This window comes from Streptomyces sp. WAC04114 (genome assembly GCF_019733245.1).
Taxonomy (GTDB): domain Bacteria; phylum Actinomycetota; class Actinomycetes; order Streptomycetales; family Streptomycetaceae; genus Streptomyces; species Streptomyces massasporeus_A.
Genome location: NZ_JAIGQA010000013.1, coordinates 52,864 through 78,647, shown reverse-complemented (window position 1 = coordinate 78,647; position 25,784 = coordinate 52,864). Strand labels below are relative to the sequence as shown.

The 25,784-nt window shown below is 71.3% G+C and carries 22 protein-coding genes and 1 pseudogene; 12 read left to right on the top strand and 11 right to left on the bottom strand.

Features of this window, described 5'->3' with window-relative positions; genetic code table 11:
• The 5 genes from K4G64_RS06570 to K4G64_RS06550 form a co-directional block, all read right to left on the bottom strand.
• The coding region (locus K4G64_RS06570; protein WP_221755063.1) for a DUF4389 domain-containing protein at positions 1-632 on the bottom strand (632 nt) is incomplete at its 3' end.
• Positions 633-741: 109 nt separating this feature from the next.
• Positions 742-1,887, bottom strand: a complete 1,146-nt coding sequence (locus K4G64_RS06565; RefSeq protein WP_308122260.1) for an AI-2E family transporter — start codon at positions 1,885-1,887, stop codon at positions 742-744.
• Between the two features lie 61 nt (positions 1,888-1,948).
• Positions 1,949-2,275, bottom strand: coding sequence for a hypothetical protein (locus K4G64_RS06560; protein WP_221755062.1), 327 nt, complete (start codon positions 2,273-2,275; stop codon positions 1,949-1,951).
• The gene (msrA, locus tag K4G64_RS06555) at positions 2,268-2,936 is read right to left on the bottom strand and encodes a peptide-methionine (S)-S-oxide reductase MsrA (RefSeq protein ID WP_221755061.1); all 669 of its coding nucleotides are present in this window, start codon (positions 2,934-2,936) and stop codon (positions 2,268-2,270) included. Before msrA ends, K4G64_RS06560 begins: the two co-directional genes overlap by 8 nt.
• A gap of 101 nt (positions 2,937-3,037) precedes the next feature.
• Positions 3,038-4,159, bottom strand: a complete 1,122-nt coding sequence (locus tag K4G64_RS06550; protein ID WP_221755060.1) for a hypothetical protein — start codon at positions 4,157-4,159, stop codon at positions 3,038-3,040.
• Positions 4,160-4,311: 152 nt separating this feature from the next.
• On the opposite strand from K4G64_RS06550, the gene K4G64_RS06545 reads away from it, so the two are divergent.
• Positions 4,312-5,466, top strand: a complete 1,155-nt coding sequence (locus K4G64_RS06545; protein WP_190902290.1) for a cystathionine gamma-synthase — start codon at positions 4,312-4,314, stop codon at positions 5,464-5,466.
• 22 nt (positions 5,467-5,488) lie between these two features.
• On the opposite strand, the gene K4G64_RS06540 is transcribed toward K4G64_RS06545, so the two are convergent.
• The 3 genes from K4G64_RS06540 to K4G64_RS06530 all read right to left on the bottom strand — a co-directional run bounded on the left by K4G64_RS06540 (position 5,489) and on the right by K4G64_RS06530 (position 6,983).
• Positions 5,489-5,737: a hypothetical protein gene (locus K4G64_RS06540; RefSeq protein ID WP_221755059.1), complete on the bottom strand. Its 249-nt coding sequence runs from the start codon at positions 5,735-5,737 to the stop codon at positions 5,489-5,491.
• A 25-nt stretch (positions 5,738-5,762) separates the two neighbouring features.
• On the bottom strand, positions 5,763-6,266 hold the full coding sequence (locus tag K4G64_RS06535) for a sigma factor-like helix-turn-helix DNA-binding protein (protein WP_221755058.1): 504 nt from the start codon (positions 6,264-6,266) through the stop codon (positions 5,763-5,765).
• Between the two features lie 210 nt (positions 6,267-6,476).
• Positions 6,477-6,983 carry a MarR family winged helix-turn-helix transcriptional regulator gene (locus tag K4G64_RS06530; RefSeq protein ID WP_221755057.1) on the bottom strand — a complete coding sequence of 169 codons (507 nt, stop codon included), beginning with the start codon at positions 6,981-6,983 and terminating at the stop codon, positions 6,477-6,479.
• A 163-nt stretch (positions 6,984-7,146) separates the two neighbouring features.
• On the opposite strand from K4G64_RS06530, the gene ilvA reads away from it, so the two are divergent.
• The 4 genes and pseudogenes from ilvA to K4G64_RS06510 form a co-directional block, all read left to right on the top strand.
• Entirely contained in the window at positions 7,147-8,376 is a 1,230-nt protein-coding gene (ilvA, locus tag K4G64_RS06525; RefSeq protein ID WP_221755056.1) for a threonine ammonia-lyase, read from the top strand.
• A gap of 169 nt (positions 8,377-8,545) precedes the next feature.
• Positions 8,546-9,523 (top strand): ATP-binding cassette domain-containing protein, encoded by a 978-nt coding sequence (locus tag K4G64_RS06520; RefSeq protein ID WP_221755055.1) that lies wholly within the window; start codon positions 8,546-8,548, stop codon positions 9,521-9,523.
• Between the two features lie 118 nt (positions 9,524-9,641).
• Positions 9,642-10,448 (top strand): ABC transporter permease, encoded by an 807-nt coding sequence (locus K4G64_RS06515; RefSeq protein ID WP_221755054.1) that lies wholly within the window; start codon positions 9,642-9,644, stop codon positions 10,446-10,448.
• Positions 10,449-10,479: 31 nt separating this feature from the next.
• Positions 10,480-10,587, top strand: a pseudogene (locus tag K4G64_RS06510) (ABC transporter permease); the annotation flags it as partial.
• A gap of 57 nt (positions 10,588-10,644) precedes the next feature.
• On the opposite strand, the gene greA reads toward K4G64_RS06510, so the two are convergent.
• Together greA and K4G64_RS06500 are read right to left on the bottom strand one after the other, a co-directional pair.
• On the bottom strand, positions 10,645-11,142 hold the full coding sequence (gene greA, locus K4G64_RS06505; RefSeq protein ID WP_031104770.1) for a transcription elongation factor GreA: 498 nt from the start codon (positions 11,140-11,142) through the stop codon (positions 10,645-10,647).
• Between the two features lie 179 nt (positions 11,143-11,321).
• A complete protein-coding gene (locus K4G64_RS06500; RefSeq protein WP_221755053.1) occupies positions 11,322-11,720 on the bottom strand; it encodes a DUF4307 domain-containing protein in 399 nt (132 codons plus the stop codon).
• Positions 11,721-11,867: 147 nt separating this feature from the next.
• On the opposite strand from K4G64_RS06500, the gene mca reads away from it, so the two are divergent.
• Entirely contained in the window at positions 11,868-12,749 is an 882-nt protein-coding gene (gene mca, locus K4G64_RS06495) for a mycothiol conjugate amidase Mca (RefSeq protein WP_033311300.1), read from the top strand.
• Positions 12,742-13,050, top strand: a complete 309-nt coding sequence (locus K4G64_RS06490) for a hypothetical protein (RefSeq protein ID WP_221755052.1) — start codon at positions 12,742-12,744, stop codon at positions 13,048-13,050. Before mca ends, K4G64_RS06490 begins: the two co-directional genes overlap by 8 nt.
• A gap of 488 nt (positions 13,051-13,538) precedes the next feature.
• On the opposite strand, the gene K4G64_RS06485 is transcribed toward K4G64_RS06490, so the two are convergent.
• Entirely contained in the window at positions 13,539-16,736 is a 3,198-nt protein-coding gene (locus K4G64_RS06485; RefSeq protein ID WP_221755051.1) for an ATP-binding protein, read from the bottom strand.
• 238 nt (positions 16,737-16,974) lie between these two features.
• Here K4G64_RS06485 and K4G64_RS06480 point away from each other — a divergent pair, with 238 nt between their 5' ends.
• From K4G64_RS06480 to K4G64_RS06460, 5 genes are all read left to right on the top strand, one after another.
• Entirely contained in the window at positions 16,975-19,008 is a 2,034-nt protein-coding gene (locus K4G64_RS06480; RefSeq protein ID WP_221755050.1) for a thioredoxin domain-containing protein, read from the top strand.
• 146 nt (positions 19,009-19,154) lie between these two features.
• A complete protein-coding gene (locus tag K4G64_RS06475) occupies positions 19,155-20,423 on the top strand; it encodes a glycosyltransferase (protein ID WP_221755049.1) in 1,269 nt (422 codons plus the stop codon).
• Positions 20,420-22,069, top strand: coding sequence for a glycosyltransferase family 39 protein (locus K4G64_RS06470; RefSeq protein ID WP_221755048.1), 1,650 nt, complete (start codon positions 20,420-20,422; stop codon positions 22,067-22,069). Before K4G64_RS06475 ends, K4G64_RS06470 begins: the two co-directional genes overlap by 4 nt.
• Positions 22,066-23,265: a glycosyltransferase family 2 protein gene (locus K4G64_RS06465; protein ID WP_221755047.1), complete on the top strand. Its 1,200-nt coding sequence runs from the start codon at positions 22,066-22,068 to the stop codon at positions 23,263-23,265. Before K4G64_RS06470 ends, K4G64_RS06465 begins: the two co-directional genes overlap by 4 nt.
• Positions 23,262-25,664 (top strand): galactose oxidase-like domain-containing protein, encoded by a 2,403-nt coding sequence (locus K4G64_RS06460; RefSeq protein WP_221755046.1) that lies wholly within the window; start codon positions 23,262-23,264, stop codon positions 25,662-25,664. The genes K4G64_RS06465 and K4G64_RS06460 overlap by 4 nt, the downstream gene beginning before the upstream one ends.
• Positions 25,665-25,784: the final 120 nt, after the last annotated feature.

The window sequence follows — 25,784 nt, the reverse complement described above, 5'->3', positions numbered from 1 at the left end:
CCGCCCTGGTCGAGCCGGAACGGCGGGTACTGGTCCGTCAGCAGCGCGGCGTACGCCGACACCCGGGCCGCCCAGCGGGCGAGACCGATCAGGAAGTCGAAGAGGTGCCGCGGGTAGCGGGCCGTGAAGAGCAGGATGACGACGGCCACCAGGGAGAGGAACGGCATCAGCCCGCCGCCCCGCCACTCGTCCCCGCTGCCCCAGTCGCCCCCCACGAACATCGCGACGACGATGTACTGCGGGATCGCCAGCAGCCACCACTTCACCAGGACCAGCCCGCGGGACAGCCGCTCGGGGTAGACCACGTCGAAGCGCGCCGGGTAGTCGGGCACGTCGGCGAGGGTGAACGGCGGGTACCGGTCGGTGCCGAGGGCGGTGTGCGCGTAGTAGCTGACGCGCCAGTTCCAGCGCAGCACGCCGACGCTGTAGTCGAAGAGGGGCCGCGGGTAGCGGGCGGTGAACAGGATCGCGAAGAAGGCGATCACGGTCACGACGACGAACCCGATCCACAGGAACACCAGCACGATGTAGTGCGGGATGGCGAGCAGCCACTTCACCAGCCACATCCACCGGGACAGGCGGGGATCGACGGACGCCTCAAGACGCACGGGTGACGCGGTGACAGGGATCATGTGGCGGCTCTCCTCTCCACCTGCAGACTCGCAAGCGAGGAGGAGCCCCGCGACCCGGGCGGGGCCGTTCGCGCGGCGGAGGCCGCCCGCGCGCCCCGCGCCGGTGCCACTACGCCGGGACGGCGGCTCCGGCGTCCGGCTCGTCGGCCCCCGGCCCCCCGGGCCTCTGTTCGCCGGTGCCCGCCTCGCCCGCCGGATCGACGAGCTGCTCACGCACGTAGTTCCAGACCACCGCGATCAGCGCCGCGATGGGCACGGCGAGCAGGCTGCCCACGATGCCGGCCAGGCTGCCGCCCAGGGTCACCGCGAGCAGCACCACGGCCGCGTGCAGGCCGAGCCCGCGGCTCTGGATCATGGGCTGGAAGACGTTGCCCTCGAGCTGCTGCACCACGACGATGATGGCCAGCACGATCAGCGCGTCCGTCAGCCCGTTGGACACGAGCGCGATGAGCACCGCGACGAAGCCGGCGAACAGCGCGCCGATGATCGGCACGAACGCCGAGACGAAGGTCAGCACCGCCAGCGGCAGCACCAGCGGGACACCCAGGATCCACAGGCCCAGGCCGATCAGGACGGCGTCGAGCAGACCGACGGCCGCCTGGGACCGCACGAAGGCACCCAGGGTGGCCCAGCCGCGGTCGAACACGGCCGGGACGTCGGTGGCGAGCCGGCCGGGCAGCTGACGGGACAGCCACGGCAGGAACCGCGGGCCGTCCTTGAGGAAGAAGAACATCAGGAAGAGCGCGAGGACGGCGGTGACGACGCCGTTCACCACGGTGCTCACGCCCGTGACGACAGCGCCCACCATGCTGCCGACACCTTCCTGGGCGCGCGAGACCGCGCTGTCGAAGGCCTTGTTGATCTGCGCGTCCCCGATGTTCAGCGGCGGCCCGGCGGCCCACTCGCGCAACCGCTGGATGCCCTCCACGACACCGTCCGTCAGCTCCCCCGACTGGGACGCCACCGGCACGGCGATCAGCGCCACCACACCCACGGCGACCAGCAGGAACAGCACGGTCACGACCGACGCGGCCAGCGCCGGCGGCCACCCGCGCCGGCGCAGGAACCGGGCGGCGGGCCAGGTCAGCGTGGTCAGCAGCAGCCCGACCACCAGCGGCCACACCACCGACCACATCCGGCCCAGCAACCACAACGCCACGGCGGACATGGCGAACACCAGCAGCAACTCGGCGGAAACCCGCGCGGAAATCCGCAGCGCGGCACGGGACCTGTCGGAATTCAGGGGCGCAGTCACGCAGGGCACCCTACGGGCTGACCGGGCGCCCGCAGCAGCCCCGTACCTCGGGAACGGCCCGTCAGCGCACGGTGTACATGCTGAAGATGTGCAGCGCCGCTTCGATCTGTGCCCGTGTGCGGTCGTCGGGGTCCCCCGTGATCCGCACGAAGACCACGGACGAGCCGGGGTCGTCCGCGACCAGCAGCGTCAGCGGCACCCTGCCCGACAGCGGGTAGTCGTACCAGCCGTCGGGCTTCTCGACGTCGGTGTCGGCCAGGGCGTTGCCGACGGCCTGCCAGTCCAAGTCGTCGAACTTGTAGCCCGAGAACTCCGCGACGGTCTCGCAGAAGGGCCGCAGCCCCTCCTCGAAGATCCAGCCCCCGCCGAAGCTCTCAGGATCAGCCACCGGCCCTCCCCAGACCGACCGGGCAGGACACTCCCGTCCCGCCGATGCCGCAGTAGCCCGCGGGGTTCTTGTCCAGGTACTGCTGGTGGTAGCCCTCCGCCGGGTAGAAGGGGCGGCCCTCGGTGGTGACGATCTCCGTGGTGACGGTGCCGTAGCCGGAGGACGTCAGGACCTTCTGGTAGGCCTCGCGGGAGGACTTGGCAGTGGCCTCCTGGGCGGGGGTGTGGGTGTAGATCGCCGAGCGGTACTGCGTGCCCACGTCGTTGCCCTGGCGGAAGCCCTGCGTGGGGTCGTGCGACTCCCAGAACGTCTTCAACAGGCGCTCGTACGAGATCTGCTCCGGGTCGAAGACCACGCGTACGACCTCGGTGTGGCCGGTCAGGCCCGAGCAGACCTCCTCGTACGTGGGGTTCTCGGTGTGGCCGCCCTGGTAGCCGACGAGGGTCGTCCACACACCGGCCGGGAGCTGCCAGAACTTGCGCTCGGCGCCCCAGAAGCAGCCCAGGCCGAAGTCGGCGGTCTCCAGGCCCTCGGGGTACGGGCCGAGCAGCGGGGTGCCGAGGACGGTGTGGCGGTCGGGGACCGTGAACGCCGGCTCCGGGCGCCCGGGCAGCGCCTGCTCGGCGGTCGGCAGCTGGGGCGTACGGTTGTGCAGGAACATGCGGTCTCCAATCGGGGCGACGCACTGCTCAACGCCCCGTGACCGCCCGGAATTCCGGCGGGGTCCGGGCGGGCGGGGGCGTTCCGGGTCCTCCTCGGGGCTCAGTGCGGCAGGGTGGCCGGGCTGCCGCCGTTCGCCTCGTAGCCCGCCACCGCCAGCGCCCGGTACACCGCGAACTCCGCGGCCGGGTCGGCCGACAGGGTCCAGGGCAGGGCGCCCACGTGACCGTCGATGTGGATCAGCTGGTTCATGGCCTCCGACCAGCGCTCACTCCGGACCAGGAAGAAGACCAGCAGGTGCCGCACATGCGCCAGCATCGGGTCGTCGGCGCGGGCCGAGTGCACCGCGTGCAGCGCGCCGTGCACCGCCTTCGTGACGACCTCGCTCTGCCAGAAGCTCGCCACGAGGGTCACCTCGGGGAGGTGCTCGAACACCGCGAAGAGGGGCATCGCCGAGAGGAGGGAGCCCCGGGGCGCACGGGCCGCGGCGGCCTCGGCGAACGCGTACGCCTCGGCCCGGGAGCCGTGCCACTTCTCGCACCAGTAGTGCAGCGCGGCCAGATGCGCCCCCATGTGGGCCGGGGCGCGGTCCAGGATCTTCAGCCAGACCTGCTCGAAGTCCTTCTGGGAGTAGCCGAGCCCGCGGGCCACCGACAGCTCGACGATGTACGGGATCGGGTCACCGGGGGCGAGCAGCGCCGCCTCGCCGCACGCCGTCCGCGCCTCCTCCATGATGATCCGGAATTCGTCCGTCCCCGGCGTCGCCGTCCGCCAGGCCTGCTGCACCAGGAACTCGGCGTGCACCGCCGCACCGCCCGCGTCCTTCGGCGCCTCGGCCCGCCACACGCGCAGCCACTGCCCGCCCGGCGCCTCGCTCACCCCGCCGGGCCGCCGCGAGAGCTCCAGCGAGGCCGCGCCCGCGAAGGCCTGCACGCGCTGCCAGCGCCGCTCGCCCTCGGTCTCCGTGCCCGCCAGGAGCTGCTGCGCGGCACGGTGGTCCTGGGTGCGCTGCACCACGTCCAGGACGTCCAGCAGGTCCTGGTCGGGGCCCGGCATGCGGATGTCGAGCTCCTCCTCGCGGACGAAGCCGTAGTTCGCCGGGTCCGCCGCGTCCGGGTGGTCGGGCGAGACCAGCCCTATCGCACCACCGCGCCTGCGCCGCAGGAAGGGGAGCAGCACGAAGCCCAGCATGACCAGCGCGATCAGGACCCACAGAATCTCCATGCAACAAGCGAACCAGACCGCGCCGACAATTGGCCAACCTGCTCCCGGAACCTGTGGAAAACCCTGGCCCGCGCCCTCCCTCGACCTGTGGAAAAACCCGGCGCGCCCCGTCCCCCGGCACGCGTCGCGTATGCGCACTACCCTCGGTGCTCATGAGCGACAGGCACATCAGTCAGCACTTCGAGACGCTCGCGATCCACGCGGGCAACACCGCCGACCCCCTGACGGGCGCGGTCGTCCCGCCGATCTACCAGGTCTCGACCTACAAGCAGGACGGCGTCGGCGGCCTGCGCGGCGGCTACGAGTACAGCCGCAGCGCCAATCCCACCAGGACCGCGCTGGAGGAGAACCTCGCCGCCCTCGAGGGCGGCCGCCGCGGGCTCGCGTTCGCGTCCGGGCTGGCGGCCGAGGACTGCCTGCTGCGTACGCTGCTCGGCCCCGGGGACCACGTGGTCATCCCGAACGACGCGTACGGCGGCACGTTCCGTCTGTTCGCCAAGGTCGTCGCCCGCTGGGGCGTGGAGTGGTCGGTCGCCGACACGAGCGACCCGGCCTCCGTGCGGGCCGCCCTCACCCCGAAGACCAAGGTCGTCTGGGTGGAGACCCCCTCCAACCCGCTGCTCGGCATCACCGACATCGCCGCGGTCGCCCAGGTCGCCCGGGACGCGGGCGCCCGCCTCGTCGTCGACAACACCTTCGCCACGCCCTACCTGCAGCAGCCGCTGTCGCTGGGCGCGGACGTCGTCGTGCACTCGCTGACCAAGTACATGGGCGGTCACTCCGACGTCGTCGGCGGCGCCCTGGTCACCGCCGACGCCGGCCTCGGCGAGGAACTGGCCTTCCACCAGAACGCGATGGGCGCGGTCGCCGGGCCCTTCGACTCCTGGCTGGTACTGCGCGGCACCAAGACCCTCTCCGTGCGCATGGACCGGCACAGCGAGAACGCCGTGAAGGTCGCCGACATGCTCACGCGGCACGCGCGCGTGACGAGCGTGCTGTACCCGGGCCTGCCGGAGCACCCCGGTCACGAGGTCGCCGCGAAGCAGATGAAGTCGTTCGGCGGCATGATCTCCTTCCGCGTCGCGGGCGGCGAGGAAGCGGCCGTCGAGGTGTGCAACCGGGCGAAGATCTTCACGCTGGGCGAGTCCCTGGGCGGCGTCGAGTCGCTGATCGAGCACCCGGGCCGCATGACGCACGCCTCCGTGGCCGGTTCGGCCCTGGAGGTCCCGGCCGACCTGGTGCGGCTGTCCGTCGGCATCGAGAACGCCGAGGACCTGCTGGAGGACCTGCAGCAGGCGCTCGGCTAGCCAGACCGGCTCCTCCGCGGGGTCACCAGCCGGTCAGGGGTGGAGTCGTGTCGGACGGCGGCACCACCCAGGGGCGGGCGGTCAGCGCCCACACGGTGAACGCCACGGCCGCCGCGAGCAGCAGCAGCCACATCACACGGCGGGCGAGCGTCCGGCGCCGCAGCATCCGCCCGCCGCGGCGCACCGCCTCGGTGTGGATCTCGGGCGGCACGGGCCGCGGCGCCTGCTCCAGGAGCCGCCGTACGGTCGCCTCGCGGTCGTTGCCGCTCATGCCGCGCTCCGAACGCCGCCCGGGCTCATGACCGCACCGCCTTCGCGGCCGTCACCGCGGACGCCGGGCCCCGCGACCCGTGCAGCAGAACCGATGTCGCTCGGTGGCCGATCGCCCGTACGCGTTCGGGGGACAGGCCCAGCAGGGCCGCCGTCTGCTCCTCGGCGACGCCCTCGTAGAGCCTGAGGACCAGGATCAGCCGTTCCTGGGGGGTGAGCGGGGCCAGGGGGCTCGCGGGATGCGGCCGGGAGCGGCCGAGCGCGCCGTAGTGGTGCCACGTGCCGCGCGCGAAGCGGGTGGCCAGGTACTGGCGGGTGCGGTCGTAGGGATCCTCGCCGTGCAGCCGGTCCCAGCTCGCGTAGGTGTGCGCCAGCGACAGCGTCAGCAGGCGCCGTGCGCGGGGGTTGTCGTCGGGGGCCTCGGCGGTGAGCAGCGTGGCGGCGTGCAGCAGCCGCCCGGCCGCGCCCGCGACGAACGCCTCGAACTCCCGGGCGCGACGGGTGGCCCGGGACGCATGCCGCTCCAGCACCGCGCCTCCCGCCTGACGGCGACCCTGAGGATGCGGGCACCCGGCCGCGCGCGACGGGGGCCCGGTCTCATATCAGGCCAGGTACGGCCCCGAGGTCAAGAGCCGCGCACGGCTGGTGCGGCGCCACGCACGCGTGGAGCCCGGGCCGTGGCACCGGATTCCGCGCCCTGTGCGGTACGGCGGTCAGGACTCCGGCGGCCGGTACGGCGGTCAGGCCTCCGGCTGGGCCTCCGGCCCGGGCACCCCCTGTGCCGCCATCCGGGAGGACAGCGCGGTGTTGAAGCGCGTGAGGAGGTCGCAGAACGCCTCGCGCTCGTCGGGCTCCCAGTCGTGGGTCAGCTCGGCCATCAACTGGCGCCGGGAGGAGCGCACTTCCTCCAGGCGGGCCTGCCCGCGCGGGGACAGCTGGAGCACCACCGCGCGCCCGTCCTCGGGGTGGGAGGTGCGCTTGACCAGGCCGGTGTCGACGAGGGGAGCCACCTGCCGGGTGACCGTCGAGGAGTCGATCCCCATGCTCGCGGCGAGCGCCTTGACGCCCATCGGGCCTTCTTTGTCGAGGCGGTTGAGCAGCAGGTACGCGGCGCGGTCCATGGAGTTGCGCACCTGCCCGACTCCGCCGAGCCGGGTCTGTTCGGCACGGCGGGCGAACAGCGCCACCTCGTGCTGCAGCGTGTCGAGAAGACCGGTGTCACCGACGGTCGTCATGTCCATCGACATTTCAGGTGTTGTGGGCATGGCCGGGGGCTCACTTCGTGGAGGGCTGGCAGATTGGGGGACAGGGTACGCGGCCGGAAGGCGGGCCGTACCGGCGCTGCGCAAAGCGGGTCTCGGAGGTTGGTCACAACGGTCGTTCCCGCCTGTGAACTGCGATGCTGGAGTCATGAGCTACAGCACGGCTGACTCCTTTCGGCCCGTCACCCTCGACGACGTGCGCGGCGCGCAGAAGATGCTCTCGGGTGTGGCGCGGGTGACCGCGATGGAAGGCAGCAGGCACCTGTCCCAGACGGCCGGTGCGCCGGTGCATCTCAAGTGCGAGAACCTCCAGCGGACGGGCTCGTTCAAGCTGCGCGGCGCGTACGTCCGGATCGCCGGTCTGCTGCCGGAGGAGCGCGCCGCCGGTGTGGTCGCCGCCAGCGCCGGCAACCACGCGCAGGGCGTCGCCCTCGCGTCCGCCCTGCTCGGCGTGCACTCCACGGTGTTCATGCCGAAGGGCGCCCCGCTGCCGAAGGTCAGCGCCACCCGGGACTACGGGGCCGAGGTGCGGCTGCACGGCCAGGTGGTCGACGAGACGCTGGCCGCAGCGCAGGAGTACGCGGCCGAGACGGGCGCGGTGTTCATCCACCCCTTCGACCACCCCGACATCATCGCGGGCCAGGGCACGGTGGGTCTGGAGATCCTGGAGCAGTGCCCCGAGGTGCGCACCATCCTCGTCGGCATCGGCGGGGGCGGGCTGGCCGCCGGGATCGCCGTGGCGGTGAAGGCGCTGCGGCCGGACGTGCGGGTGGTGGGCGTGCAGGCGGCGGGCGCGGCGGCCTACCCGCCCTCGCTGGCGGCGGGCCGGCCGGTGTCGGTCGAGAACCCGGCGACGATGGCCGACGGCATCAAGGTCGGGCGGCCCGGTGACGTGCCGTTCGGGATCGTCGGCGAGCTGGTCGACGAGGTGCGCACGGTCAGCGAGGACGAGCTGTCCGCGGCGCTGCTGCTGTGTCTGGAGCGGGCCAAGCTGGTCGTCGAGCCGGCCGGGGCGAGCCCGGTCGCGGCGCTGCTGAGCGCGCCCGGCGCCTTCGAGGGGCCGGTCGTGGCGGTGCTGTCCGGCGGCAACGTCGATCCGGTGCTGATGGAGCGGGTGCTGCGGCACGGCATGGCCGCGCAGGGCCGCTACCTGGCGGTCCGGCTGCGGCTGACGGACCGGCCCGGTGCCCTTGCCACTCTTCTGGGCGTGTTGTCAGTGGTCGACGCTAACGTCCTCGACGTGAGCCACGTCCGAACCGACCCGCGGCTCGGGCTCACGGAGGCGGAGGTCGAGCTGCACCTGGAGACGAAGGGCCCGGCACACTGCGCCGAGGTGGGTCAGGCGCTGCGCGAGGCGGGCTACACGGTCATCGGCTGACCGCACGGACCTCGGCCGGCCCGGCGCCGCAGCGGCCCAAGATCCTTTCGTCTCACGGAGAGCAACGAGGAAAAACTCATTGTAAGACGCGATACATCGCGTTATGGTGTGTCGGTGAGAAGCCTCACCGGACGTCTGTCCGGTCATCCCCGAAGACGTGGAGACTCATATGCCAGGCGCCATCTACGCCGAAGGTCTCGTCAAGACCTTCGGTGACGTAAAGGCCTTGGACGGCGTCGACCTCGACGTGCCCGAGGGTACGGTCCTCGGCCTGCTCGGGCCGAACGGCGCGGGCAAGACCACCACCGTCCGCTGCCTGACCACCCTGCTGCGACCCGACAGCGGGCGGGCGGTCGTCGCGGGCATCGACGTGCTCAAGCAGCCCGACGCGGTCCGCCGCTCCATCGGGCTGTCCGGCCAGTTCGCGGCCGTCGACGAATACCTGACCGGCCGGGAGAACCTCCAGATGGTCGGCCAGCTGTACCAGATGCGCGCCAAGGCGGCGAAGGAGCGCGCGGCCGAACTGCTGGAGCAGTTCCACCTCGCGGACGCCGCCGACCGCCCCACCAAGACCTACTCGGGCGGCATGCGCCGGCGCCTCGACCTCGCGGCGGCCCTGGTCGTCTCGCCGCCCGTGATGTTCATGGACGAGCCGACGACCGGCCTCGACCCCCGAAACCGCCAGCAGCTGTGGGAAGTCATCAAGCAACTGGTCTCCGGCGGCACCACGCTGCTGCTCACCACGCAGTACCTGGAGGAGGCCGACCACCTGGCCCACGACATCGCGGTGGTCGACCACGGCAAGGTCATCGCCAAGGGCACCTCCGACCAGCTCAAGGCCCGCACCGGGGGCGAGCGCGTCGAGGTCGTGGTGCACGAGCGCGAGCACATCCAGCCCGCCGCCGAGGTCCTCGCCGGCTTCGGCAAGGGCGAGACCACGGTCGAGGAGCACATGCGCAAGCTCACCGCCCCCGTCACCGGCGGCGCCAAACTCCTCGCCGAGGTCATCCGGGAACTGGACGCCCGGGGCATAGAGATCGACGACATCGGCCTGCGCAGGCCCACCCTCGACGACGTCTTCCTGTCCGTGACGGGACACGTGGCCGAGATCAAGGACCAGGAGAACGACAAGGAGGCCGCCCAGTGAGCGCCGCCACCGACCCCGTGCGGGTCGCGCCCACCGCGAACCCGGTCAGCCGGTCTTCACGCTTCACTGCGTCGAGCATTCGAGGTCAGCACCCGAGTGCAACGAAGGGGTGTCCCGCATGAGCATGGTTGCCGACTCGCTGGTCATCGCCCGCAGGAACCTGATTCGTATGACCAGGATTCCTGAGATGGTCCTTTTTGGGGTCATTCAGCCAGTAATGTTTGTGGTCCTGTTCACGTACGTCTTCGGCGGCTCGATGAGCATCGGGGGGTCCACCGATCCGGACGTCTACAAGAACTTCCTGATGGCCGGCATCTTCGCCCAGACGGTGACCTTCGCGACCGCGGGATCGGCCGCTGGCATCGCGGACGACATGCAGAAAGGGCTCGTCGACCGCTTCCGCTCCCTACCGATGGCCCGCGGCGCGGTGCTGACGGGTCGGACCGTTGCGGACCTCGTGCAGACCTGCATCACGCTGACTGTCCTGGCGATCGTCGCGCTGATCGTCGGATGGCGCACTGGCTCAGCCGAGCCGACCAATGCAGGCCGAGTCCTGGGAGCCTTCGGACTGCTCCTCCTCCTCGGCTACGCCTTCACGTGGATCGGGGCCCTGATCGGGCTCGCGGTCCGGACCCCGGAGGCGGCAACTTCGGGTGGGATCATCTGGCTGTTCCCGGTGACGTTCATCTCGAACGCCTTCGTCGACTCCAGCCAGATGACGCCCTGGCTGCGGCACATCGCGGAGTGGAACCCGTTCAGTGCGACGGTGCAGGCGTGCCGCGAACTGTTCGGCAACCCGGGGGTGGTCCAGTCCGACGCCTGGCCCATGCAACATCCGGTCTGGGCGTCCCTGATCTGGTCCGCTTTGATTGTTGCGATCTTCCGGACTCTTGCCGTGCGGAAGTACCGGGCGGCGGAAGGCTGACCGGTTCCGCCCTCGCGGAGGAAGAGGCAACGCCTGGCCCATGCAGCACCCCGTCTGGGCCTCGCTGATCTACTCGATCCTGATCCTGGTGGTCTTCCGGACCCTGGCGGTGCGCAAGTACCGCTCGGCGACGGCATGATCATGCCCCCGGCGCCGCTGCGGCACCGGGGGCAGACCAGGGTTCGGAAAGGGCGGGTCAGCCCTCGTACGGCTCGGCCTTGAGGATCTTCACCAGGGCCTTCTTGCCGTTCGGCAGCTCGTACTCCGCGTCCTCGCCGACCTTGTGGCCGATCACGCCGGTGCCCAGCGGGGACTGCGGCGAGTAGGTCTCGATGTCGGAGCTCGCGTACTCACGGGACGCGAGCAGGAACGTCAGCGTGTCGTCCTCGTCGCCGTCGAATGCGATCGTGACGACCATGCCGGGCGCCACCGCGCCGTCCGCCGCGGGAGCCTCGCCGACCTTGGCGTTCTCGAGGAGCTGGGTGAGCTGGCGCACACGGAGCTCCTGCTTGCCCTGCTCCTCCTTGGCCGCGTGGTACCCGCCGTTCTCACGCAGGTCGCCCTCTTCGCGCGCCGCGGCGATCTTCGCGGAGATCTCCGCCCGCGCGGGACCAGTAAGGTGCTCAAGCTCAGCCTTGAGCTTGTTGTACGCCTCCTGGGTCAGCCAGGTGACGTTCTCGCTGGTCTGGGTCACAGGTGCTCCTCGTAGGTACTGGGAATACAAAGCATCGCCCTACCCAGAAGAATGTTCCTTCACGGAAGGGCGAAACCACGAGCCTAACAATTCGGGGGCCCAAGGGGGAGGACATAAGCCACCAGATTTACGTCAATGCAGGTCACGCACTACGTATTCCAGGTGATGCCCGGTTGTTGTCAGCCGGTGTGGCAGCCCAGCAGCTCGGCCGTCGTCCCCGGGGAGGTCGTGCGGAGCGTGACGACCTTGTCGATGCGGGTCCCGTCCCCGTCGAAACGGAAGTCGGCCCGGCCCACCTCGGCCCCGTTCTCGGCCTGCGAGCGCACGGTGCAGTAGCCGTCGGTGCCGGCGTCCTTGCGGACCTCCAGATGCACCCGCACGGACTCCTTGCCCGGCTCGAAGCTGATCACCTCGGCGCTGATCTCGTTCTTGGCGACGTAGTGGTAGCCGAACCAGCCGACGAGCCCCAGCAGCGCCACCGCGAGGACGGTGCCCACGACCTTGAGCGTGCGGTCGGCGCGCTCGTCCGAGGAGCGGCCGTATCGGCCCTCGGGCGGTCGCGTGCTCGCCGTGCTCATGATCGTCCTCCTGGCAGGGCCGGGACGAGGGTCCCGGAAGGGGCTCCGGGACCGGGCCCCGGAATTATTCGCCCCCCGATTCGGTCACTATAGAAGCCGCTGATTGCGCCGACGCACACAGGGCGCCGACTTACTGAGGATTGAGTCTTGACTGACCAGTTGCGACTGATGGCCGTTCACGCCCACCCCGACGACGAGTCGAGCAAGGGCGCGGCGACCATGGCGAAGTACGTGTCCGAGGGGGTGGACGTGCTGGTCGTGACCTGCACGGGCGGGGAACGCGGCTCCATCCTCAACCCGAAGCTGCAGGGCGACGCGTACATCGAGGAGCACATCCACGAGGTACGCAAGAAGGAGATGGACGAGGCCCGGGAGATTCTGGGCGTGAAGCAGGAATGGCTGGGCTTCGTCGACTCGGGCCTGCCCGAGGGCGACCCGCTGCCGCCGCTGCCGGAGGGCTGCTTCGCCCTGGAGGACGTGGATCACGCGGCCGGTGAGCTGGTGCGCAAGATCCGTGCCTTCCGTCCGCAGGTGATCACCACCTATGACGAGAACGGCGGCTACCCGCACCCCGACCACATCATGACCCACAAGATCTCCATGGTGGCGTTCGAGTCGGCCGCGGACACCGAGAAGTACCCGGAGGCGGAGTACGGTCCCGCCTACCAGCCGCAGAAGCTCTACTACAACCAGGGCTTCAACCGCCCGCGCACCGAGGCCCTGCACCAGGCGATGCTCGACCGCGGCCTGGAGTCCCCCTACGGGGACTGGCTCAAGCGATGGGAGGAGTTCGGCATGAAGCAGCGGACGCTGACCACGCACATCCCCTGCGCCGAGTTCTACGAGATCCGTGACAAGGCGCTGATCGCCCACGCCACGCAGATCGACCCGGACGGCGGCTGGTTCAAGGTGCCCATGGAGATCCAGAAGGAGGTCTGGCCGACGGAGGAGTACGAGCTGGCGAAGGCCCTCGTCGATACCTCCCTCCCCGAGGACGACCTCTTCGCGGGCATCCGGGACAATGCCTGACATGAGCGCAAGCGCAAGCCTGGCAATGACGCACCTCGTCTCCTTCGCCAAGGAGGTCGACGAGGACAAGGTCACCCCCGGCGTCCTCGGCTTCATCGTCTTCGCGGCGATGGCCCTGGCGGTGTGGGCCCTGATGAAGTCCATGAGCCGGCACATGAACCGGGTCGACTTCACCCAGGTCCCGGACCCGAAGGCCGACCAGCCGGAGGGGTCCCCGGCGGACGCGGACGCGAACACGGACGCGAAGGCGGACGCCGCGGAAGCCGAGTCCTCCGGCCAGGGCGCCAAGAAGCAAGGCTGACGTCCCCCCGGGGGGCACCACCCGTCGGTGGCCGGCACCGGCCGCCGCCGACGGGTGCGTGGAGCGCACTGCGGAGCGCGTCGACGGTCTGGTGTGTCCCCGGGGAGCGTCGCCGGAGGGGGTGTCCCGCGCTCCGAGGGGGCCACGCCTTCGACTCCACCCGTCGCCTCGCACTTGTCGAGGAGTGCCCGCCGGCGGGGCGCCTCGCGCAGAAGCAGCGCGGGAGCTGCTCGCCCTCGCGCGGAGCACCCTCGGGAGTACCGGGGCGGGCCCCCTCGTCGACGCGTCCGCCGAGGGCCCGCCCGTCCGGGGCTTTCGCTTTCCGGTCCAGAGGCACGCCCATCGCCGCGCGCACCGAGGAGCGCCGCCCATGTGTCGCCCGTAGCGTGAAGCGCCCGGGGCCCGGCGAATCCCTCGCCGACGCCGCCCGACGGCGCCCGGCCATGGCGCGGCGTGCCGCCGATCGGGACGGCCGCCCGCCCCCGGGTCTACGCCTTCGACTCCACCGCCACCCCCATCACCTCGCGTGCGTGCCGGTTCGGGACCATGCCCAGGCGCCAGGCCTGCCAGCCCGCCTCCAGGGTGACGCCCCGTTCCAGGAGGAGCTGGTACGCGTCGAGGTAGTCGTCCAGTTTCCGGTCGCGCAGGTCGTGGGTCGCGCGGGACAGCTGGGCCAGTTCCTCCTGTGCCACCGCCGTACCCACCTCCATGCCGCCGGGGGCCGCGTAGGGCAGGAGCGTGCAGCGCAGGAAGCGGGCCCAGTCCTCGCCCCGGCGGTCGCCGTAGGAGGCGAACAGCCGGACCGCCTCGTCGCACAGGGTCAGGGCCTGCTGGGTGCGGGCGTTGCCCGCGTCCACGACCGCCAGCTCCAGGCACGTCCAGGCCTCGCCGTGGGCGACGCCGATGCGCTGGAAGTCGGCCCGGGCGTCGACCAGCAGCTGACGGGCGAAGCCCGAATTGCGCAGGGAGCCGGTCTGGGCCGCCCGCTGGTCGCGGGTGACGCGGGCCGAGTGGTGGCGGGCGCAGGCCAGACCGTAGACGTCCCGCATGCGGGAGAACATCGTGCGGGCGCGCTCCAGCTCGCGGACGGCCTGATCGAGATCGCCCGTCTCCTCCAGGGCCTGGCCCAGGTAGTACAGCGTCCAGGCCTCACCGCGCGCGTCCTCGTTGTCGCGGTGCCGGGCTGCCGCCCCGCGCAGCTCCTCCACCGCCGGGGAGGTGTCCCCCGCGACCAGCAGCGCCCGGGCCAGCTGTGTCAGGGCCCAGGCCTCACCCCGGGCGTCACGGGTGCGGCCGTACAGCTCCAGGGCCGCCCGCAGCTCAGACTCGGCCCGCGGCACGTCGCCCATGCGCAGGCCCAGCTGGCCGAGCTGGAAGTGCGCCCACGCCTGGCCGTGCACGGACTCGCCCGCCCGGTGCAGCACCAGCGACTCGGTGAGCAGGTCCAGCGCCTCCGTCACCCGGGCCCGGTCCCGCTCCACCGCCGCCAGGGCGTGCATCGTCCACGCCCGGTCCGTGGCCAGCTCGGGCGAGGACTGCAGGGCGAGGGCCTCGCGGAGCTTCGCCGACGCCTCCGTCAGATTGCCCTGGTGGTGCAGGGTGATGCCCAGGGAGCACAGCGCGCGGGCGGCACCCGCGTCGTGGTGGGCCTCCCGGTAGAGGTCGACGACCGAGGCGAGGGTGGTGCGGGCCTTGTCGAGTTCGCCCAGCTGCCGCGCCGCGATACCGGTGCGCCACTGCACCGAGCGGACCAGCAGGCCCTCGTCCACCGCCTGCGCCAACTCGCTGATCTCGCCCAGGCGGTAGAGGTCGCCGCGCAGCAGGCAGTAGTCGCACAGCGCGCCCAGCAGGTTCAGCACCGCCGCCTGGTCCACGCCCTCGGCGTGCCGCAGCGCCGCCGTGATGAAGCTCGACTCGTCGTCCAGCCAGCGCAGCGCCTCGTCGAGGGAGGTGAAGCCGTACGGGCTGAAGCGGTTGGTGCGGGTGGACATGTTGCCGTCGACCATCCGCAGCACCGAGTCGGCCAGCTCGGCGTAGTTCACGATCAGCCGCTCCTGCGCCGCCGTCCGCTCGGCCGGATCCTCCTCGTCGAGGAGGCGGGCCTGGGCGAAGGAGCGGACCAGGTCGTGCAGCCGGTAGCGGTCGCCCCGGACGTGGTCGATCAGACCGGCCCGGGTCAGGACCTCCAGATGGCGTTTGGCCTCCGCCTCGTCCGTGGCCAGCAGCGCGGCGGCCGCGGCGGCCCCGAGCGAGGCCCGCCCGGCCAGGGCCAGCCGGCGCAGCAGCCGCCGTACGGTCTCCGGCTGGTCGGTGTAGCGCAGCCACAGGGCGCGCTCCACCGGCTCGACCGGGCCGTAGGCCTCGAGGTCGGTGGCCAGGGCGCGAGGTGAGCGCGGGCCGAGGCACGAGCCGGCGATGCGCAGCGCCAGCGGCAGCCCGCCGCACAGCTCCCGGACCCGGTCCGCGGACTCCGCGTCGTACGGCCCGGAACGATCCTGCGCCGCCGCGCCCAGCAGCTCCTCCGCACCCGCGGCGTCCAGCGGCGCCACCGGCAGCTGGTGCACCCGCGCGGGCAGGCCCTCCAGCTCCAGCGGGCCCCGCGCGGTCACCAGCACCAGGCTGTCGGAGCGCTCCGGGACCAGGGCGCGGATCTGCTCCGCGTCCGAGGCGTCGTCGAGGACGACCGTGACCGGCAGGCCCGTCAGATGCTGGTGGTACAGCTCGCTCAGCCGTTTGACCTGCTGGTCGGGGGAGGAGCGCTCGCGGAACAGCAGCTGCTCGCGGGGCGCGCCGAGCCGGTTCAGCAGATGCAGCAGGGCGTCGCGGGTGGACAGCGGGGACTCGCCCGGCCCGTCGGCGCGCAGGTCGACGACGCAGGCACCGCGGAAGTAGTCCTTCAGATCGTGCGTGGCGTGCACCGCGAGTGTCGTACGGCCGCTCCCGGCCGTGCCGTGCAGCACGACCACGGTCGGCTGCGTCTCCGTGCTCGCCCGGGCCGACTGCACCCATTGCCGGATCTGCGCCAGCTCGTGCCGCCGCCCGGCGAACGGCTCCGCCGGGCCCGGGAGCTGCGCGAAGGACTGCTCCAGCACATTGCGCCCGCGCGCCGCCGCGCTCTTGTCCGCGCCCCGCAGCCGTGGCGCCGTCTTCTTCGGCCCGGTCGAGGCCGCGAGCACCCGCTGCTGGTCCAGGAAGGGCCGGATGCCCCGCACCTCCAGCGCCGTCAGCCACTGGAGCCGCAGCTGTTCGGGCCCGCCGGGCTGGCTCACGGCCCCGGCGCGACGGCTCGCGGCCGGCACGTGCGACCCGACCACTTTCACCACCGTCGCCGCGGCCCCCACGACACCCACCGTCACACCCGCCCCGAGAGCGGTCCCGGTCCCCGTGCCCAGCGCCATGTCGGCGACCACGGCCGCGACCGCCGCCACGCCGGCCACCAGCAGCGGTGTTCCGGCACCCTCCCGGGCGTAACGCTGCCCGAAGGTCAGCTGCCCGGCCGCCGCCTCGTCCAGGGCGCGCGTGTAGGCCTCGTACTCCTCGCGCGCGCTCTGCGCCATGGTGTCGAGCCCGCCGCGCGCCCGCGCGAGCAGCACTTTCCCGTCGCTGCGCCCGCCCGAGCGGCGCACCTCCTCCTCGACGGCCCGCGCCAACAGCCGCTCGGCCTCCACCCGATGACTGTCCCGCATGTCAGGTCCCCCTCCGGCGGCAACGGCGCTGTCCCACCCGTTGCGGTCGTTCCCTCGGTCGTTTCCTTGGTCAAGTGTGCTGTGGACGGCGCACCGGGGCGAGGGGGCGTGCCCGGCCCGATTGTGTGAAGACCGGGGCGGGTTGGCGTGCCGCGCGCCCGGCGCCCGTGCCGGCGGGTGCGGCGCCCGCGCGACGCCTGACGCGTGAGGCGCCGGGTACTGCGGCAGGATGGACACCATGCCGAACCGACTGGCGCACGAGACGTCCCCGTACCTCCTTCAGCACGCCGACAACCCCGTCGACTGGTGGCCCTGGTCGTCCGAGGCCTTCGAGGAGGCCCGCAAGCGGAACGTGCCCGTCCTGCTCAGCGTCGGATACAGCAGCTGTCACTGGTGCCACGTCATGGCGCACGAGTCCTTCGAGGACGAGCAGACCGCCGAGTACCTCAACGCGCACTACGTGAGCGTGAAGGTGGACCGCGAGGAGCGCCCCGATGTCGACGCCGTCTACATGGAGGCCGTGCAGGCGGCGACCGGGCAGGGCGGCTGGCCCATGACTGTGTTCCTCACCCCCGACGCCGAGCCGTTCTACTTCGGCACGTACTTCCCGCCCGGTCCCCGCCAGGGCATGCCGTCGTTCCGGCAGGTGCTCCAGGGCGTGCACCAGGCGTGGGACGAGCGGCGGGAGGAGGTGGCCGAGGTCGCCGGGAAGATCGTCCGGGATCTGGCCGGGCGGGAGATCTCCTACGGCGACGCGCAGATCCCCGGTGAGGAGGAGCTCGCGCAGGCCCTGCTCGGGCTGACGCGGGAGTACGACCCGCAGCGCGGCGGTTTCGGCGGGGCGCCGAAGTTCCCGCCGTCCATGGTGCTGGAGTTCCTGCTGCGCCACCACGCCCGCACCGGCGCCGAGGGCGCTCTGCAGATGGCGCAGGACACCTGCGAGCGGATGGCCCGGGGCGGGATGTACGACCAGCTCGGGGGCGGTTTCGCCCGCTACTCCGTCGACCGCGACTGGGTCGTGCCGCACTTCGAGAAGATGCTGTACGACAACGCCCTGCTGTGCCGGGTGTACGCCCACCTCTGGCGCTCCACCGGCTCGGAGCTCGCGCGGCGCGTCGCCCTGGAGACCGCCGACTTCATGGTGCGCGAACTGCGCACGAACGAGGGCGGGTTCGCTTCCGCGCTGGACGCCGACAGCGACGACGGGACGGGCAGGCACGTCGAGGGCGCGTACTACGTGTGGACGCCCGAGCAGCTGCGCGAGGTGCTCGGCGAGCAGGACGCCGAGCTCGCGGCCCGGCACTTCGGTGTCACCGAGGAGGGCACGTTCGAGGAGGGCGCGTCCGTTCTGCAACTTCCGGTGCGGGACGGTCTGCTGGACGCGGAGAAGGCCGCCTCGATCCGTCAGCGGCTGCTCGCGGCGCGGTCCGAGCGGCCCGCGCCCGGCCGGGACGACAAGGTCGTCGCCGCCTGGAACGGCCTCGCGATCGCCGCGCTCGCCGAGACCGGCGCCTACTTCGACCGGCCCGACCTGGTCGAGGCCGCCGTCGCCGCGGCCGACCTCCTGGTCCGGCTGCACCTGGACGAGCAGGCCCGGCTCACCCGCACCAGCAAGGACGGCCACGCCGGCGCCAACGCCGGTGTCCTGGAGGACTACGCGGATGTGGCGGAGGGCTTCCTCGCGCTCGCGTCCGTCACCGGGGAGGGTGTCTGGCTGGAGTTCGCCGGGTTCCTGCTCGACCACGTCCTGGCCCGCTTCACGGACCCCGAGTCGGGCTCGCTGTACGACACCGCGGCCGACGCGGAGCGGCTGATCCGCCGCCCGCAGGACCCGACCGACAACGCGGCCCCGTCAGGCTGGACGGCGGCCGCGAACGCCCTGCTGAGCTATGCCGCGCACACCGGCTCCGACCCTCACCGCACCGCCGCCGAGCGGGCGTTGGGGGTCGTGAAGGCGCTGGGACCGCGGGTGCCCCGCTTCATCGGCTGGGGGCTGGCCGCGGCCGAGGCCGTGCTGGACGGTCCGCGCGAGGTCGCGGTCGTGGGTCCGGCCCTGGACGACGAGGGCACAAGGGCCCTGCACCGCACGGCACTTCTGGGCACCGCGCCCGGTGCGGTGGTCGCCGCGGGCGTTCCGGGGAGCGAGGAGTTCCCGCTGCTCGCGGACCGTCCGCTGGTCGGCGGTGAACCGGCCGCGTACGTCTGCCGTAACTTCACGTGCGACGCCCCGACGACCGAGCCTGACCGGCTGCGTACGGTCTTGAGTGGCTGAAGTCACGTATCAACGGAAACATGGTCTTTATCTGAACAGCCCCCGGGCTTCACAGTTCCCCCCTAATCTCTGCACAGTGACGTGGCGGACGAGGCCGCATCGGCCCACCGTCGCGAATGGGGGTTCTGGGATCTGGGGGGATCTGCTTGCTGACGTCTGTCTTCATCGCTGCCGTTTCACTTGCGCTGTTCTGGATGGCGGCGTTCACCCTGTGGTGGCAGATGCACGCCTGGCGCACGCCGGAAGTGCTCGCCTCCACGCGGTTCAGCAGTCCGGACGGGGACGAGCACGTCTCCTTCTCGCTGTTACTGCCCGCGCGCCACGAACAGGCGGTGCTGGACCACACGATCCAGCGGCTGCTGGAGTCGAGCCACACCGACTTCGAGATCATCGTGATCGTCGGGCACGACGACCCGGAGACCACCGCGGTGGCCGAGACGGCCGCCGCGCGTGACCCACGGGTCCGGGTCGTCGTCGACACCCACGAGAAGAAGAACAAGCCGAAGGCGATGAACACGGCGCTGCCGTACTGCCGCGGTGACGTCGTCGGGGTCTTCGACGCGGAGGACCAGGTCCACCCCGAGCTCCTCGCCCACGTCGACCACGCCTTCCGCACCACCGGCGCGGACGTCGTCCAGGGCGGGGTGCAGCTGATCAACTTCCACTCCAGCTGGTACAGCCTGCGCAACTGCCTGGAGTACTTCTTCTGGTTCCGCTCGCGGCTCCACCTGCATGCGCAGAAAGGTTTCATTCCGCTTGGCGGCAACACCGTCTTCGTCCGCACGGACGTCCTGCGGGAAGCCGACGGCTGGGATCCGAACTGCCTCGCCGAGGACTGCGACCTGGGCGTGCGCCTGTCCAGCGTCGGCAAGAAGGTCGTCGTCGCCTACGACTCCGACATGGTGACCCGCGAGGAGACCCCTGGCTCGCTGATGTCCCTGCTGAAGCAACGCACCCGCTGGAATCAGGGGTTCCTCCAGGTGTACCGGAAGAAGGACTGGAAGCAACTGCCCACCCTCGGGCAGCGCCTCCTCGCCCGCTACACCCTCATGACGCCGTTCATGCAGGCCTTCACCGGCCTGATCATCCCGCTCAACGTGGCGATCGCCCTCTTCCTGGACGTGCCCGTCGCCATCGCCTTCATCACCTTCCTGCCGGCCGTCACGGCCCTGGTCACCTTCGTCTTCGAGATCGTCGGACTGCACGACTTCGGCAAGCAGTACGGGCTGCGCGTCCGCTTCGCGCACTACCTGAAGCTGATCGTGGGCGGCCCCTTCTACCAGGTCCTGCTGGCCGGCGCGGCCGTGCGGGCCGTGTGGCGTGAGCAGCGCGGCCGCAACGACTGGGAGCTGACGACCCATGTCGGCGCGCACCTCGACGAGACGGCAGTGACCCGAGAGGACGTTCCCGCGTGACCTCCACCCTTCCCGCGGTGACCTCTGCGAAGGTCCCCGCGCAGCGCGGGCCCGCGCCCCGCACCGGTACGCACCGACGAGTCGAGCCGCCGAGGCGGCTGCGCTCCTCCCGGCCCGACCTGCTCCTGTGCGGTGCCCTCCTCGTGGCGATCCTCGTCGTGCAGGGCTGGAACATCGCCGACTACCCGGCCCTCAGTGACGACGAGGGCACCTATCTCGCCCAGGCCTGGTCGGTCCAGCAGGGCAACGGCCTCGCCCACTACACCTACTGGTACGACCATCCGCCGCTGGGCTGGATCCAGATCGCCGTGCTGACCTGGATCCCCGCGCTGATCAGCCCCGAGTCGATGACGGTGGGCACCATGCGCGCCGCGATGCTCGTGATCAGCGGCATCAGCGCGGTCCTGGTCTACGTGCTGGGCCGGCGCCTGGCGCTGCCCCGCTGGGCGGCCGCGCTCGGCATGGTGCTCTTCGGACTGTCGCCGCTGTCGATCGTGCTCCAGCGGGAGATCTTCCTCGACAACCTCGCGGTGATGTGGACGCTGCTGGCCTTCACCCTGGCCGCCTCCCCGAGCCGCCACCTCTGGCACCACTTCGGAGCGGGCATCGCCGCCGCCACGGCCGTGCTCACCAAGGAGACGATGCTCGTCGTCCTGCCCGCGCTGTTCCTCACCATGTGGCGTCACAGCCACCGGGACACCCGCAAGTTCGCCCTCACCGGAGCCGTCACGGCCTGCGCCCTGATCGGCTTCTCGTATCCGCTGTTCGCTCTGCTCAAGGGCGAGTTGATGCCGGGCGCCGGGCACGTGTCCCTCTGGGACGGCGTCAAGTACCAGATGACCAGACCCGGTTCGGGCTTCATCCTCGACCAGGGCTCCGGCTCCTGGGGCGTGCTCCAGTCGTGGCTCTACTACGACCGGATCCTGCCCCTCGGTGGCCTCGCGGGCGCGCTGCTGCTGCTTGTCACCTGGCGCTGGTCGGTCACCGCCCGCGCCCTGGCCGGACCGGCCCTGGCCGTGGCGATCTTCGCCGCGCTGGCCCTGCGCCCGAACGGCTATCTGCCCGCGATGTACGTCATCCAGGCCCTGCCGTTCCTCGCGCTGGTCCTCGCCGGGGGCACCGCCTCCGTCGCCCACGCGGTGCTGAGCCGCTGGCGCCACGAGGCGGAGAAACGGTACGTCAGCGTGGGCCGGTACACGCTCGCCGCCGTCCTCGCCCTGGCCGCCGGTGCCTACGTCGTCCCGCACTGGTACGACGGCGCCCGCACGGCCGTCACCACCGATGCCAACGCCCCCTACAAGGCCGCGTCGAAGTGGCTGGCCACGGAGGTCGAGGACCCGGAGCGCACCCGGGTGCTGGTCGACGACGCGCTCTGGCTGGACCTGGTGCACCAGGGCTACCGGCCCGGCCTCGGCGTCATCTGGTTCTACAAGGCCGACCTCGACCCGGCCGTGACGAAGACGATGCCGCGCGGCTGGAAGGACCTCGACTACGTCGTCGCCTCGCCGACCGTCCGGCGGGACGCGGCCGACCTGCCCAACGTCAAGGCCGCCATGGAGCACTCGGACCCGGTCGCCACCTTCGGCACCGGCGAGGACCGCATCGAGATCCGCCAGATCAAGACGTCCGCCGGAGGCACGCGATGAGCCAGGAGTACACCGTCCCCGGTGAGGTCGTCGAGACCGAGACCACCGAGGTTCCCGAGCCGGGCGCCGTCACCATCGTCGTACCGACGTTCAACGAGTCGGCGAACGTCCGGCAGTTGCTGCACCAGATCACCGAGGCCGTCCCGGCGCGGCTGCCGTGCGAGGTCCTCTTCGTGGACGACTCCACGGACGACACGCCCCAGGTCATCGAGAAGGCGGCGCAGGACTGCCCGTTCCCGGTGACCGTGCTGCACCGCGAGGAGCCGGTGGGCGGGCTCGGCGGTGCGGTCGTCGAGGGGCTGAAGGCCGCCACATCCGACTGGATCGTCGTCATGGACGGCGACTGCCAGCACCCGCCGTCCCTGGTGCCCGACCTGGTCGCCACCGGCGAGCGGGCCAACGCCGGGCTGGTCGTGGCCTCCCGGTACATCAAGGGCGGCAGCCGGGCCGGACTCGCGGGCAGCTACCGCGTCTTCGTCTCACGCGGGGCGACCTGGCTGACCAAGGCACTGTTCCCGCGCCGGCTGCACGGCATCAGCGACCCGATGAGCGGCTTCTTCGCGATCCGCCGCAGCGCGGTCACGGCGGAGGTCCTCCAACCGCTCGGCTACAAGATCCTCCTCGAACTCGCCGTCCGCAGCCGCCCGCGCACGGTCACCGAGGTGCCCTTCGTCTTCCAGGACCGGTTCGCCGGAGAGTCCAAGTCGACCGCGCAGGAAGGATTCCGCTTCCTGCGTCATCTGGCCGGGCTGCGCACCGCCTCCCCGGTCGCGCGCATGGTCGGGTTCGGCCTGATCGGGCTGACCGGCTTCCTGCCGAACCTGGTCGGCCTGTGGGCGCTGACCGCCGCCGGCATGCACTACGTACCGGCGGAGATCCTCGCCAACCAGCTCGGCGTCGCCTGGAACTTCCTGCTCATCGAGCACCTGCTGTTCCGCGAGCGGCGCCGCCACCGTCGCTGGTGGGACCGGGCCGGGCGGTTCGCGCTGCTCGCCAACGCCGACCTGGTGCTGCGCATCCCGCTGATCGCCGTGTTCGTGCACCAGTTCCACCTGGGCGTGCTGTCCGCCACCGCGCTCGCGCTGGTGACAACGTTCGTCCTGCGCTTCGCCGGGACCGAAGCGCTGGTCTACCTGCCGCGCCGGAGCCGGGAGAAGCCCGCGCGCGACGGCCGTACAGCAAGGAGAGCCGTGTGAGACCTCGTCGCAGAACGACCGCACTCCTGTCCGTGGCAGCCCTCACCTCGGGGCTGCTGCTGACCGCACCGCATCCCGCCTCCGCCGCCAACCTCATCAAGAACCCCGGCTTCGAGACCGCCGGCACCGACGGCATGCCCTACTGCTGGGAGAAGTCCGGCTGGGGCGACAACGACTTCACCTTCACCACCACGGCCGATGCGCACACCGGCTCCAAGGCGATGAAGGTCGAGCTCACCCGCCGCGTCGACGGCGACCGCAAGGCGCTGATCACCGAGTCCGCCGCGTGCGCGCCGGTCGTGACGCCGGGCAAGCAGTACGACCTCGGCCTCTGGTACAAGACGACGACCCCGGACGCGGCGATCACCCTGTTCCGGCACGACGCGACGGCCGGCTGGCAGTACTGGACCGACCTCAAGACGCTGGACCTGGCCGGGAACTGGACCGAGGCCACCGTCCGCACGCCCGAGGTCCCGGCCGGCACCGACCGCATCTCCTGGGGTGTCTCCGTCTACGGCACGGGCTCCGCCACCACCGACGACTACACCATGGACCAGGTGCCCGACCCGGTCCTGCCGCCCGAGTGCACCGGCACCGCCGAGCAGTGCGCCAACGGCACGTGGGACGTGCTGCCCACGCAGAACCCGGTCCGCTCCATGCACTCGGTCGTCCTGCACAACGGCAAGGTGCTGCTGATCGCGGGCTCCGGCAACGACGAGTCGATGTTCGAGGCCGGCACCTTCACCTCGGCGGTCTACGACCCGTCGAACGGCTCGTACAAGATCATCCCCACGCCGAAGGACATGTTCTGCGCCGGGCACGTGCAGCTCCAGGACGGGCGCGTGCTCGTGATGAGCGGCAACAAGGCGTACCCGGTGCCCGGCGGTCACGGCTACGAGGGCTACAAGGACTCGTACGTCTTCGACCCGCAGACCGAGACCTACTCCAAGACCAACGACATGAACGACGGCCACTGGTACCCGTCGGCGACGATCCTCGGCAACGGTGACGTCATCTCCTTCGGCGGCCTGCGCGAGGACTCCACCGGCTCGGTCACCGCCGAGCTGTTCTCCGAGGCCGAGCAGCAGTGGCAGCCGTTGTGGAAGGTCAACCAGACCTGGTCGTACTGGGGCCTGTACCCGTCGATGATCCTGATGCAGGACGGCCGCCTCTTCTACTCGGGCAGCCATGTCTTCGGCAACAACATCCCGGGCACGGGTTCGGCGATCTACGACTACGGCGCCAACACCACCACCCAGGTACCGGGCCTGCGCAACAAGGACGAGCGCGACCAGTCGGCCAGCGTGCTGCTGCCCCCGGCGCAGGACCAGAAGGTCCTCACCCTCGGCGGCGGCAACATCGACTCCAACCCGGAGGCCAACCGCCTGACCGACATCATCGACCTCAAGCAGCCGAACCCGTCGTACGTGGCCGGTCCGCCGATCCCGCAGGGCACGGTCGACCTCGGCAACGGCCCGGTCCCGCAGACCGGTGACCAGGGCAAGATGTACGTCTCCGCGGTGCTCCTGCCCGACGGCAAGGTCCTGGAGACGGGTGGCGCCCTTCACAACCGCGCCGACCCGGTCTACGAGACGTCGATCTTCGACCCCGCGTCGGAGACCTTCGACCCGGTCGCCGTCGACCCCGAGGCGCGCGGCTACCACTCCTCGGCGTTCCTGCTCCCCGACGGCCGGGTGATGACGACCGGCGACAACCCGGGCAACGGCTCCTGGAACCACGACGTGTCGGTCTACAGCCCGCCGTACCTCTTCAAGGGCCCCCGCCCGCAGATCACCTCCGTCATCGACACCGAGTGGAACTACGGCGACACCCAGCGGATCACCGTCGACCGGCCCATCGCCAAGGCCGAGCTGATCCGCCCCGCCGCCGTCACACACTCCTCGGACCCGAACCAGCGGTTCGTGGACCTGCCGCTGTCGGTCGACGGCAACAACGTCGACCTGAACGTGACGAGCAACCCCAACCTGGCTCCGCCCGGCTGGTACATGCTCTTCGCTGTCGATGCGAACGGCGTGCCCTCGGTGGCGAAGTGGGTGCACCTCCAGGGCCCGCAGGCGCTGGGGGCGACGGACGCCTCGGCCCACGTCCACGACTTCGCGGACGAGCCCACGGGCAAGGTGGTCGAGCCCGGCAAGAAGCGGACGTCGCAGAAGGTCAGCCCGACGATCTCCGGCTGCGACCGCCACTACGGCTCGATCAACGTCTGCGTGCCGACGGACTTCCCGGCGGAGGTGAAGAAGACGACGGCCGCACGCTGCGAGTGGCTCAAGACCAACGACTACGGCCGCCTGAAGATCAACGGCAAGGACGACCCACTGGGCCTGGACAGGAACAGGGACGGACTCGCCTGCGGCAAGGGAGACGTGGCGAGGCGTTAGAAGTGCCCGTCACGGGCGCGCCCTCAGCGGCACGCCCTGAAGGGGCGCGGGGAACTGCGCGACCAGCCACGACGGCCGCGCGGTCCCCCACGGCGCTCAACCTCAACGGCGCCCGCCGGG

Bases quoted from the DNA above. Each gene is read 5' to 3' on its own strand.
- K4G64_RS06530 (WP_221755057.1), bottom strand. From the start codon at position 6,983: ATGTCGATGGACATGACGACCGTCGGTGACACCGGTCTTCTCGACACG.
- K4G64_RS06550 (WP_221755060.1), bottom strand. From the start codon at position 4,159: ATGGAGATTCTGTGGGTCCTGATCGCGCTGGTCATGCTGGGCTTCGTG.
- K4G64_RS06500 (WP_221755053.1), bottom strand. From the start codon at position 11,720: ATGAGCACGGCGAGCACGCGACCGCCCGAGGGCCGATACGGCCGCTCC.
- ilvA (WP_221755056.1), top strand. From the start codon at position 7,147: ATGAGCTACAGCACGGCTGACTCCTTTCGGCCCGTCACCCTCGACGAC.
- K4G64_RS06515 (WP_221755054.1), top strand. From the start codon at position 9,642: ATGAGCATGGTTGCCGACTCGCTGGTCATCGCCCGCAGGAACCTGATT.
- K4G64_RS06540 (WP_221755059.1), bottom strand. From the start codon at position 5,737: ATGAGCGGCAACGACCGCGAGGCGACCGTACGGCGGCTCCTGGAGCAG.
- K4G64_RS06465 (WP_221755047.1), top strand. From the start codon at position 22,066: ATGAGCCAGGAGTACACCGTCCCCGGTGAGGTCGTCGAGACCGAGACC.
- K4G64_RS06480 (WP_221755050.1), top strand. From the start codon at position 16,975: ATGCCGAACCGACTGGCGCACGAGACGTCCCCGTACCTCCTTCAGCAC.
- K4G64_RS06520 (WP_221755055.1), top strand. From the start codon at position 8,546: ATGCCAGGCGCCATCTACGCCGAAGGTCTCGTCAAGACCTTCGGTGAC.
- K4G64_RS06485 (WP_221755051.1), bottom strand. From the start codon at position 16,736: ATGCGGGACAGTCATCGGGTGGAGGCCGAGCGGCTGTTGGCGCGGGCC.
- msrA (WP_221755061.1), bottom strand. From the start codon at position 2,936: ATGTTCCTGCACAACCGTACGCCCCAGCTGCCGACCGCCGAGCAGGCG.
- K4G64_RS06545 (WP_190902290.1), top strand. From the start codon at position 4,312: ATGAGCGACAGGCACATCAGTCAGCACTTCGAGACGCTCGCGATCCAC.
- K4G64_RS06490 (WP_221755052.1), top strand. From the start codon at position 12,742: ATGCCTGACATGAGCGCAAGCGCAAGCCTGGCAATGACGCACCTCGTC.